Origin of the sequence: Soonwooa sp., assembly GCF_030151385.1 — a bacterium.
Classification (GTDB): Bacteria; Bacteroidota; Bacteroidia; order Flavobacteriales; family Weeksellaceae; genus Soonwooa.
In genome coordinates, this window is the sequence record NZ_JASLDS010000059.1 from 46,021 (window position 1) to 56,733 (window position 10,713).

Annotated in this window: 10 protein-coding genes; 5 read left to right on the plus strand and 5 right to left on the minus strand. The window is 34.3% G+C overall.

All coding sequences use genetic code 11. The features are described 5' to 3' along the window. Position 1: 1 nt before the first annotated feature. The 3 genes from Q1V95_RS11495 to Q1V95_RS11505 form a co-directional block, all read right to left on the minus strand. Positions 2–1,273: a TolC family protein gene (locus tag Q1V95_RS11495; protein ID WP_300674013.1), complete on the minus strand. Its 1,272-nt coding sequence runs from the start codon at positions 1,271–1,273 to the stop codon at positions 2–4. Positions 1,274–1,418: 145 nt separating this feature from the next. Continuing rightward, on the minus strand, positions 1,419–2,768 hold the full coding sequence (locus Q1V95_RS11500; RefSeq protein WP_300674016.1) for a HAMP domain-containing sensor histidine kinase: 1,350 nt from the start codon (positions 2,766–2,768) through the stop codon (positions 1,419–1,421). A gap of 3 nt (positions 2,769–2,771) precedes the next feature. Continuing rightward, positions 2,772–3,446 (minus strand): response regulator transcription factor, encoded by a 675-nt coding sequence (locus tag Q1V95_RS11505; protein WP_300674018.1) that lies wholly within the window; start codon positions 3,444–3,446, stop codon positions 2,772–2,774. A gap of 75 nt (positions 3,447–3,521) precedes the next feature. On the opposite strand from Q1V95_RS11505, the gene Q1V95_RS11510 reads away from it, so the two are divergent. The 5 genes from Q1V95_RS11510 (at position 3,522) to Q1V95_RS11530 (ending at position 8,261) form a co-directional block, all read left to right on the plus strand. Continuing rightward, positions 3,522–4,298, plus strand: a complete 777-nt coding sequence (locus tag Q1V95_RS11510) for a phosphatase PAP2 family protein (RefSeq protein WP_300674021.1) — start codon at positions 3,522–3,524, stop codon at positions 4,296–4,298. Between the two features lie 73 nt (positions 4,299–4,371). Next, positions 4,372–4,797, plus strand: a complete 426-nt coding sequence (locus Q1V95_RS11515; protein WP_300674024.1) for a hypothetical protein — start codon at positions 4,372–4,374, stop codon at positions 4,795–4,797. 142 nt (positions 4,798–4,939) lie between these two features. Beyond that, a complete protein-coding gene (locus tag Q1V95_RS11520) occupies positions 4,940–5,500 on the plus strand; it encodes a sigma-70 family RNA polymerase sigma factor (RefSeq protein ID WP_079666166.1) in 561 nt (186 codons plus the stop codon). Beyond that, a complete protein-coding gene (gene lipA / locus Q1V95_RS11525) occupies positions 5,493–6,365 on the plus strand; it encodes a lipoyl synthase (RefSeq protein ID WP_300674028.1) in 873 nt (290 codons plus the stop codon). Before Q1V95_RS11520 ends, lipA begins: the two co-directional genes overlap by 8 nt. Before the next feature lie 75 nt (positions 6,366–6,440). After that, the gene (locus Q1V95_RS11530; RefSeq protein WP_300674031.1) at positions 6,441–8,261 is read left to right on the plus strand and encodes a hypothetical protein; all 1,821 of its coding nucleotides are present in this window, start codon (positions 6,441–6,443) and stop codon (positions 8,259–8,261) included. Positions 8,262–8,339: 78 nt separating this feature from the next. Here the strand turns inward: Q1V95_RS11530 and Q1V95_RS11535 are convergent, their stop codons facing one another. Together Q1V95_RS11535 and Q1V95_RS11540 are read right to left on the minus strand one after the other, a co-directional pair. Beyond that, the gene (locus tag Q1V95_RS11535; RefSeq protein ID WP_300674033.1) at positions 8,340–9,530 is read right to left on the minus strand and encodes a hypothetical protein; all 1,191 of its coding nucleotides are present in this window, start codon (positions 9,528–9,530) and stop codon (positions 8,340–8,342) included. A gap of 188 nt (positions 9,531–9,718) precedes the next feature. Next, positions 9,719–10,282 (minus strand): hypothetical protein, encoded by a 564-nt coding sequence (locus Q1V95_RS11540; protein ID WP_300674035.1) that lies wholly within the window; start codon positions 10,280–10,282, stop codon positions 9,719–9,721. Between the last annotated feature and the right edge of the window lie 431 nt (positions 10,283–10,713).

The window sequence follows — 10,713 nt, forward strand, 5'->3', positions numbered from 1 at the left end:
ATTATAAATCTTGTCCGATGGCGTATTGCAAGTTTTCGAAGTATTGGTTAAGTTCTTTTTTTGTTTCCAGAATGATTAGTTTGTTCTCGATATAGGTTTCTAAAAAGTCCATATATTCAAGCATGCTGATGTTTCTGAGGCGGAAGTTTTTCTCATGACTTATCAAAAGCTTGTCAAGACTTTGCTCGTAATCTGCATCGAATTCTCCAAAAATTTTGTTCGTACGTTGGTAGTTTCTAACAGCAGAGGTAATTTCGTTTTCTGCTTTTAGAACATTCTTTTTGGTTTCTAAATCCGTTTTTTCAATCTGAATTTTAGCTTCTTGAATATTACCCTTGTTGCGGTCAAAAATTGGCAATTCCATCGAAGCGCCAACCCCGACAAAGTCTTTCATAATGCTACCGCCACGGTCATAATTAATCGTGAAACTAATGTCTGGCGTCTTCATGGCATTTTGAAGCTCCAAATTCTTCTTCGCGTATTTTTCTTGGTTAAGGCGAATTTGGATGTCAGGACGATTCTGTGTCGCGATATTAACCCACTTTTGCAGATTGTAATCTTCAATGTCTTTATTTGGAATTTCTAAACTGTCAACAATGTAAACGTTGGCAGCTGCTGGAAGAATCAAAAGACCTTTAATTTCTGTTTGCAGTTCTTCCAAATCTTGATTTAGCGCAATTAGCTTTTTCTTAAAATCCAATTCTTGCGCTTTCAATCGTATGTATTCAGCTTTGCTGATGTTACCTTGGTTGAGTTGGTTTTGGTAAGATTTAGTCAATTTTTCCAAAGACTCAATTTGGCTTTTATAGATTTGCTGATGCTTTTGATTATAGATAATATCGGTGAGCGTGTTGCGAAGTTCCTTTTTCAGTTCGCGCATAATTTCTAACAATTCGAACTCTTCTCCATTCACTTCAATTTGATGTAATTCTACGGTTTTGCGACGCTTGCCAGCAGTTGTAATAACTTGCTCTATCTGCGCAGAAACTTGTGAGGTCGTTCCCCAATTACCAAGAAGTGGAGGCAATTCTTCAACGTCATAGGTTCGCCAAAGATTAACTTCGCTGATGCCGATTGTAGGATTTGGCCAAAACTTCGCTTGCAAAGCACGTGCTTTGGCTTGGGAGATTTCTAAACGTTGCGTGATAAGGTCAAAATTCTTTATTAAAAAAAGATTTTCGGCTTCGTTTCGGGAAAGTTTTATCGTGTCCGATTGTGCAGCGATAAAACCAATGAAATGAATAAAAAATAAGGATAAAGCTAGCTTCTTCAATGTCTTAAAATTAAGACCACAAAGCTATTTTTTTAACATTAAAGCCGATTTTAAGCTTTATTAGAATTAGCTTAGAACAACCTTAAAGGAACCTTAAAATGTGTTTTTTTTAGTTTTGAAATTTTTAATAAAAACAAGTCAAAACCTATAAAACTAATTTGACACTTGTGCCCAAATTTTCTTCGGATTTTATTTCGATTTTAATATGGTGGTGTTCAAAAATTGTTTTTGATAAAGACAAACCAATGCCGCTTCCATTAATGTTTTTAACGTTTTTGCCTCGGAAGAAGGTGTCGTATATTTTAGCCAAATCTTCAGCATTGACGCCGGCACCTTGGTCGGTGACAGTGACAACCAAATGTTCTTTTTCTTCGCCAATTAAAACCTGAACGGGATTTTGATTCGAGTATTTAACAGCATTTTCGATGATATTATAAAATGCTAAATACAACAAAGTTTCGTTGCCTGAATATTGTAGAGATTCTGGATTTTTAACTTCAAGATTAATGTGGATTTGCGTATGGTATTCTAAGGTTTTGGGCAGAATATTTTCGTAGATTTTCCAAATAATTTCGTCAATACGGACAAAGCGATGGCTGTTTTCGATTTTTGAAAGTCCCGACATTAAAAGTAAATTATTAAGAATATGTTCGATTTGGTAAACATTGTTGAGCGCATCTTTTGCAACTTTTTGATATTCTTCAGGACTTCTTTCGCGTTGCGCAAAAACTTCTAGATTGCCCGAAATACTTGCTAAAGGTGTTTTGAATTCGTGCGAAACATAGTTAATGAAATTTTGTTGAAGCAGCACGTTTTCCGAAATATGTGAAAGAAGTTTGTTGTAAGATTTAATCAATTCTTCGATTTCGTCGTTGGTATTGGTAGAGGTTATCGCTTTAGAAATGTCGGTATAATCAGCATTGTTGATTTGTTTGACAACTTTAGAAATAGGTTTGTACACAATTTTGGAAAGTTGCATACTCAGGAAAATAATGAATAAAAGTCCCAGCAAAAGTCCTGCAAGCATAATCATCGACAAGCGGAACATTTGATCTTTAAAGGAACTATTGGAGTTTTTGACAAAGACCACAAAATCGCCTTGGTTGTCCTTGTAGAAAATACCATAATAGAAAAAGTCATCGGACATGAATTCCACAGTTTTCCGACTTCGTGCCTGTTGTAGATGTTTAACTTTAATATTAAAATCTGCAATATTGCCACCGTAGGTTAGTTGATTTTTTTCATCAAAAATGGCAACATTTTCAGGGCTCATTAGATGATTGTATTCTTTTTTTACCTCGGCATGACGCTCTTTTGGAAGTTCGTCTTTTTCTAAATAATAAATCGCCGAAATGAGCGCCTTATTTTTTAGTCGGTCAAGATATACTTGTTGAGAACTATCGTAATATCCAACATAAATAATGATGAATGTGATGATGGAAACCACACCATAAGACAAACTCGATATGAGGATAAATCGCTTGCGAAGTGTCATGCTTTAATCTTTGATGAGGTAACCTTTTCCTTTGATGGTGTGTATTATTTTTTCGTCGCTGGATTTTAGTTTTGTGCGGATGTACGACATATAAACGTCCAAAACATTGGTGTTACTATCAAAATCGATTCCCCAAACATGATTAAGAATTTGAGTTCTGCTAACGACCTTATTTTTGTTTTGCATCAACAACAATAGTAATTTGTACTCGGTAGGAGAGAAGATGACTTCTTCGCCTTCGTAGGTTACAGTGTGCATATCGGTGTTGATGATAAGACTTTTACAAGAAATCTCTGAACTCGAATTTTGAAATTGTTGCACATTGCGACGTGTCAAAGCTTTGATGCGCGACAGCAATTCGGCGAAGTGAAATGGTTTTGACAAATAATCATCGGCGCCGAGATCCAGCATTTTTACTTTGTCATCAGGACTGTTAAGTGCGCTAAGAACCAAAATCGGGGTAAAGTTTTTTTTGAACCTTATAAGTTGTGTCAATTGCATGCCGTCGAGATCTGGTAGCATAATGTCCATTAAGATAATATCAAAAACATGCTCGGAAACAAGCTCGCGTGCAACTTCACCAGTTTCTGCCAAGCTAATCTGGTAGCCTGCTTCGGTGAGTCCTTTTACCAAAAAATCACTGATTCTTTTGTCATCTTCTATTAGGAGTATATTCATCGGAAAAGTTTTGAAATTGCACTTGAGTTCCCAAAGCTAGATAAATTTAACGATGATTTCTATATTTATTTGAAAATGAAAACTAACTTTGTTCTTCAATTGATACACGTGATGATTAAAAAGATAAAGATTTTGATGTTGGTTTTTTGTTGTGTTAATCTTGGTTTTGCGCAACAAATTGATAGTTTGGCGATTGTTAGAGAAACGAATTCGTTACCAAGCGATAGACAGCGTTTTGAAATCAAAAAATTATATGTGCCAGCAGGTTTGATGATTGCTGGTGTTGCGTTAAGTGGCAAAAGTGCAGAATCGATTAACAACGAAATCGTTGAAGAACGGAATGAGCATTTTATGAATTTCACATCGCATTTGGATGATTTTCTACAGTTTTCACCGATTGTAACAGCTTATGCCTTGGACGCTTTTGGTGTTAAATCCAAAACAGATTTGGGCAACCGAACGGCGATTTTGATAAAGGGAGAAGTGATGGCTTTAGGCTCTGCATTTATTTTGAAAAGTTTAATCCACGAAAACCGTCCTGATAGCTCTAACAATATGTCCTTTCCGTCTGGACACACAACACAAGCATTTGCTGCAGCCACTTTCCTAAGTGAAGAATACAAAGATCGTTTTTCTTGGATGCCTTATGTTTCTTATAGTTTGGCAGGTACAGTCGGGGTTTTTAGAATGGTGAATAACAAACATTATATTTCGGATGTTCTGTTCGGTGCTGGTTTAGGAATTTTATCTATGAAGATGGCTTATTGGACGCATCAATACAAATGGAACAAGAAAGAACGCCACGAGCAAGCTTACCAACAATATATTAAAAACGAGAAACCTGTATATTAGAATAAGTTTGTTGTTTTTAAATTTTAAAATAGCTTTTTAATTTTCCTCTTTATTCATTCATAATATTTTCTGTATGAAGAAACTGATTTCGATAGTCCTTGTAGTCGCACTTCTTGGTTTTTTGTCTTATCAATTTTTATTTAAAAAAGATGATGAAAAATACTTAGAAAAAGGTGTCGAGTACTTTAATGAAAATCGATACGACGAGGCTTTGGTTTACTTTGATCTTTCCGAAAAATTTGGAAATAATAAAGCGCTTAAATATTCGAGTGCCATTTATTTAGAAAAAGGAAAACCAGACTTGGCTATTCCAAAATTGCAGAAATATATCAGTACGACAAAAGATCCCGAAGATCTAAAGTTTTGCTATAATGATTTAGGAGTCGCTTACTTCAAGCTTAATGATCTTACAAATGCAAAGAAGTATTGGAAAAAAGGAGACAGTTTGGGTAACGAAACGAGCCGAAATAATTTGAAAGAATTAGAAAAAACGAAATGATCTTGTACTTGCATTTTGCATCTTAATTTTATAAATTATTTCTTTTTCTTAAAATTCTAATCTTAGCATTTTCATTGTCTCAATCTATCAATACGATATCATTTTTTTAGCAGTATTAATTTGTATCTTTGCTTATCTCTAAATGAAAAAAGAAGCATTAATAGAATTAGTAAAGAAAGCCAAGGATAAAGATCAAAAAGCGCAAACGCATTTGATTAATCTCTTTTGGGTGGATGTTTTTTCTTTCGTGATGAAGAAAGTTCAGGACGAAAATGACGCCGACGAAATTACCGTTCATGTTTTTTCGAAAGTCTTGTCAAAGTTGGATATGTACGACCCTAATTTTCAGTTTAAGACTTGGATTTTGACCATTGCTCAAAATACGGTTATTGATTTTTGGCGAAAGAAAAGCCGCGAAAATACGGATGCCAGCGATTCTTTGGATGAGGTTAAAAATCACTTTGCAAAATCACCAGAAGAGCTTTTGATTTCGGAGGAAGAAAATGACGAGATTCTAAAAATTGTTGCTTCGATGGATGCCAATTATCAGGATATTATTAGGCTTCGATTTTTTGAGGAGAAAAGTATTAAAGAAATAGCTGAAGAGCTTAACCTATCAGTTGCCAATACCAAGGTGCGCATTATGCGAGCTAAAAAAGTCTTGGCAGAATTATTAAAAAGTAACGAGTTGTATAATGAGTAACGATGTATTAACGACAGATACCACAACACAAAAACCAAAATGGATTCGCGTAAAATTACCAACTGGTAAAAATTATCGTGAGCTTAGAAACTTGGTTGATAAATATAAATTGAATACCATTTGTCAAAGTGGAAGTTGTCCAAATATGGGCGAATGTTGGGGCGAAGGGACGGCGACTTTTATGATTTTGGGAAATATCTGTACGCGTTCTTGTGGTTTTTGCGGTGTTAAAACTGGAAAACCTTTGGATGTTAATTGGGACGAACCTGAAAAAGTAGCGCGTTCTATCAAATTGATGAAGATTAAACATGCGGTTTTGACTTCTGTTGATCGCGACGATCTTAAAGATATGGGATCGATTCTTTGGGGCGAAACGGTAAATGCTGTTCGTCGTATTTCTCCCGGAACGACTATGGAAACTTTGATTCCGGATTTCCAAGGGATTACAAAACATTTGGACAGATTGGTGGAAGTTGCGCCAGAAGTTATTTCTCACAATATGGAAACGGTGAAACGTCTAACGCGTGAAGTGCGTATCCAAGCGAAATATGAGAGAAGTTTGGATGTTTTACGCTATCTGAAGGAAGCTGGACAACGCCGTACCAAAACGGGTGTTATGCTTGGTCTTGGTGAAACTAAAGATGAAGTTTTCCAAACCATTGAAGACATCAGAAACGCTAATGTAGATGTTATTACTTTGGGACAATATCTGCAACCTACCAAAAAGCATTTGCCAGTAAAAAGATTTATCACGCCAGAAGAGTTTGATGAATATGGTGCTTTTGCAAAAGAATTGGGTTTCCGTCATGTAGAAAGTTCACCGTTGGTACGTAGTTCTTACCATGCTGAAAAACATATTCACTAAGGATTTATTTTTTTTAAACATATTAAAACACTCATTTCGAGTGTTTTTTTTATTTTAGTAAGACAAAGTTTAAGGATGAAAAAATATATTTTGCTTTTTATTGTTTTGCAGTTTTCTGTTGTTAAATCTCAGATTGTTGATGCTAAGTTTTTTAATAAAGAAATTGGGAATTCTAGTATTCGACAAGCAAAAGCTGATACTGTTGTTAAGTCGCCATTTTTAATTTCGTCGATTAAAGTTTATACTTCGGAGAAAACAAATTTTGTTTCAAATCAGGTTAAGAAAAATCAAAACAAAAATTTTTATCCTATATCATTAATTAAATTCCAACCTGATGGCAAAATATTTTTTAATGAAAAATACTATGATGGGACGATTTACAAAGTGAATTTTTATTACGGAAGCAATGGGAATTTAATTCTTAAAACCAACAAGACAAATAATGATACTTCAATAGATTATTCGTGGCTTCATTACGACAAAAAGAATTATTTGGACTACGAATTGGCTTACGAAATTAATGGAAAGAATAAGCTTCAATTCCAAGGTTTGATGAATTATAAAAAGGAGATTAAGCCAGATTATTTTAAAGTTGATTTAATGCATTATAGCTATGATTCTTTGCTGTCGACGGTGGATACCTTTACTTTTTTTAAAGATAAATATGTTGTTGACATGCCTGTCCGATATGCTCGGAAGTCCTACTACCGCGCTTTTGGCGACCAATATCTTCCTTATCAGATTGACGGTTATTATGTGGAGGGACGAACAGCGAATTATAGTTATAATGATAAAGGTTTTCCGCTTTGGGAAAATTGGGTTAATGAAAAAGGTTTGGAAAACAAAACGGAATACACCTATAATGCAGATTTTACTGAACGTATAACGCAACAATACGATATGTTGGGAACTGAAAAGTCAACGAAAATTATTAAAAAGTATAACAAGCAAGGCAATCAAATTTTTGAACAAACTTCTGAGCGCACAGGTAATCCGCTTGACATTTACACTTGGGATTATGTTTACGATGAAAAGGGAAATTGGATTGAGTCCAAAAGATATTGGCAAGAAATCCGAAGCGGAATTGAAAAAAAGAATAAACTTGTTGAGCATATTATTAGAGAGATTAAATACTATAATTCGCCGTCAGAATTTTTGCCAGAGAAAGCGCCAACTTTTGATGAACGTGCAACAGAGTATTTAACGACTGTTCCAATTTATGCTGAGAAGATTGATAAAGAAAATAAGGAGCGTGACGCCGCAATCCAAGCTGGAGATTATGTGTCGGAAATTCCAGATGAGAAGCATGATAAAGTTGAGGATTTTACACCAAAATATTGGACGTTGAAACAAATTGCTTACGGAAATCTCAATGATGATCAACAAGATGAAGCGGTTGCGGTCTATACATCCCCTGATGGTGGCGATATAGGAAGTCAACAAGTTTTAGCGATTTATAAAAAGGAAGACGGAAAATGGCGATTGTGGCACCAGAATTTTTCTGCAGTTTTGTCTTCGGATCATGGTGGGATGATGGGAAATCCGTTTGATGGTGTATCGATAAAAAACAAATGCATCTTGGTGAAGCATTTTGGAGGAAGTCGCGACAAATGGTCGTACATCCATCGTTATCGTTTTCAGAATGGTGATTGGTATTTGATTGGTGCTTTAATCGATTTTGGTGCACCGCAAGATTATTTTGGAAAGTTCGATTACAACCTTTCGACAGGTGATATTGTTGCATCTTATAAATCTGAACTTTCTTCCGACGAAAAACTGAATGCCTCAAAATCTTGGTCACGCAACTTGAAGAAGAAAATTCCGTTACCGAAAATGGATGACTTTGTTCCTGGTGAAACCGAAACTGTCGTCAATGGACGAACTTTTTATTGGTAGGATTTGGGAGATCCAGAGGCGGCGCATCGAAGATGCGCCGCCTCTGGAACTTTTTCAATTATGTAAAAAGTTTTAAAACTACATGTCAAGACCAAGTCCGTCACCATCGATTTTGGCATCATTCCAAAGTTTTTCAAATGATGGAAGCTGATAGTATTTATTCTTTCGAAACTCTTCATCATATTTCTTTTGCAAATCGGGCGAAGAATGTTTGTAAAAACTTCCCATAAAGGCATTTGTTAAACCTGTTTTGGATTTATGTTTCTCGCCAAAGTAAAGCAAATAAGCAACTAATTTTGATTGTTCGCTAAAGTTAAGGCTGTTTAGTTTTAAATTTCCAGATCTTATTTCGTCAAGTATAGATAGAATTTGTGATGAATATTTAGTTGCATCTTTTTCCATGTAGGTAAAAGCCTCGGGATGAATTTCAAAGCTGTCGTTACAATTTTTTACATAAAAAACACTTAGACAATCTTCCTTGTTTTTTTCGAAATTTTCAATACTATATTTGTCGATATACCAAGCTAACAAATTAGCATCTTTGACGTAGCCAAAATTTTTCACTAAAGATTCTAGAAAAATCTGGTCATGAAGTCTTAGCCAATCAAAACTCGCTTTATCATTGTTAAACAAGAATTTGTTTCTATTAATTAATTTTTGAATATTATCGTTTCTGACTTCGGTTAATTCTTCGAAATCTTTCCACTTTATTATTTTATAGACTGTACCATCTTTATCCTTTTTTGTTGCAGGAATATTATTTTCAAGTTTCGCAACGGCTGGAAATTTAGTTTTGTAATCTATTAGTTCTGGGATAAATAAAGCTTCCGAAAGTATTTTATTCTTCGTATCAATAAAGAGTGGATTGTTGTTGCTGGTCACATAATTTCCATCCAATTGATAAACTATCTTTTCGCGAGGACAAGGATATTCGATTAAGAAATTGACTAAATCTTTGGAAGTGTTGACTTTATAAACCTCTTTTATTTTTGCGTTAAAGTCGTTGGCGGAAGGAAAAATATAGCCACTGTTTTTTAATATTTCTAAAGAAATCTGTTGACTTACCAAAAAGTCTTGCTTAGTATATTGATAGTTACTGCTGGCATCTAGTCCGTCTTCTTTTAATAAATATCCGTTTTGGATTTGCTTTTGGAGAAGCTGTTCTTCAAGGTTTTTATCGCTTTTATTTCCTAAATTTTTGTTGTGGCTTTCTTGGCAACTTACCAAAAAGGAAAATAGAATAGAAGTAGACAGTATTAGATTTTTCATAGCTTTTTGTGTTGATCAATTGCTAAGAGCCTGTTTAAATTTAGCAAAGAAGACTTGAATAGTTTAAAAATATGTTTCGGTAAAATTTTTAAATAGGCTCTCAGTTACTTTAGCTAAAGATACAAATTCAACACAAAGCCGTTAAAAGAAGAATCAAAATAATATTTGTTTTCTTTATTAAATACCAATCAACCTCTCGATAATGCCAAAATACAATCTTCGCGAATTTTCCAAATTTCTTCGATAGAATAGGGGATTTCGGGATGTTGGTCGAGCCAGTCTTCTAGGAAGTTTTGGTGGTATTTAACTTTAAAATCTGTGATTTGCTCTGGCTGAATTTCGATTTCTTTTAAAAGTTGAGATTCAAAGTTTTCTTTGCGCCAAGTGCGACTTGTAAAGTCAAGGATTTGATGATTCCATTTCAGGTAATTGTGCGCTTCGGGAATGTAATCGAGTTGATGCTGCTCTAGAATCTCTTTAATTTGAGGTGCATTATCTGCGTTCATTTCAAAAATACCCAAAATTAATTGAATGTCGAATTTTTGATTTTCGTCCGCCAAACGTTTTAACAATGCATGTTTGGTACTGCAAGTTCCAAAATTATCATTAAGGACAACTAGCATATTATTTTTGTCAAGATTTCTTTTGTAATCCAAATTCTGAACAAAGTGTGCTGCTTCTAGAAAAGTCGTTTTATCAATGTTGAGAAAGCTTTCGGAAATTATTTTGTCCGATTGGATGTCAAAATTCATCTTTTAAAATTTGTCGCTAAAGTAACACATTACAAAGCCTTGTGATAAGTTTTATTTCGAATAATTATTAACATTAAGCAAGCCTAAGCTTTAATTTCGTTAAATTAAATTTTTAAAAAGAATGTCCTTAAAAATCTTAATATAAATCAATAAATTGATTTCTTAACAGGATATGTAGTTTGATTGTTTTAATTTCTTAATGTTTAATGAAGAATAAACGCCGTTCTTTTTTTTAAGAAAGCTTAAAGTTCGACGTAGTCAAATTAAATTTAAGATTTAAAACGTCACTCAGAATTATTAAATATTTAAGAAGCCTAAAATTGCTTTTCTAGTCCGTATGCTTTAACTTTGCACAAACCTAATCTAATGAGTAAAAAAGAAACGAAGTACATCTTTGTAACAGGCGGTGTTACTTCTTCACTGGGTAAAGG

Coding starts and splice junctions, on each gene's coding strand:
- Q1V95_RS11530 (WP_300674031.1), top strand. CDS start 6,441: ATGAAAAAATATATTTTGCTTTTTATTGTTTTGCAGTTTTCTGTTGTT.
- Q1V95_RS11520 (WP_079666166.1), top strand. CDS start 4,940: ATGAAAAAAGAAGCATTAATAGAATTAGTAAAGAAAGCCAAGGATAAA.
- Q1V95_RS11510 (WP_300674021.1), top strand. CDS start 3,522: ATGAAAACTAACTTTGTTCTTCAATTGATACACGTGATGATTAAAAAG.
- Q1V95_RS11540 (WP_300674035.1), bottom strand. CDS start 10,282: ATGAATTTTGACATCCAATCGGACAAAATAATTTCCGAAAGCTTTCTC.
- Q1V95_RS11535 (WP_300674033.1), bottom strand. CDS start 9,530: ATGAAAAATCTAATACTGTCTACTTCTATTCTATTTTCCTTTTTGGTA.
- Q1V95_RS11505 (WP_300674018.1), bottom strand. CDS start 3,446: ATGAATATACTCCTAATAGAAGATGACAAAAGAATCAGTGATTTTTTG.
- lipA (WP_300674028.1), top strand. CDS start 5,493: ATGAGTAACGATGTATTAACGACAGATACCACAACACAAAAACCAAAA.
- Q1V95_RS11515 (WP_300674024.1), top strand. CDS start 4,372: ATGAAGAAACTGATTTCGATAGTCCTTGTAGTCGCACTTCTTGGTTTT.
- Q1V95_RS11500 (WP_300674016.1), bottom strand. CDS start 2,768: ATGACACTTCGCAAGCGATTTATCCTCATATCGAGTTTGTCTTATGGT.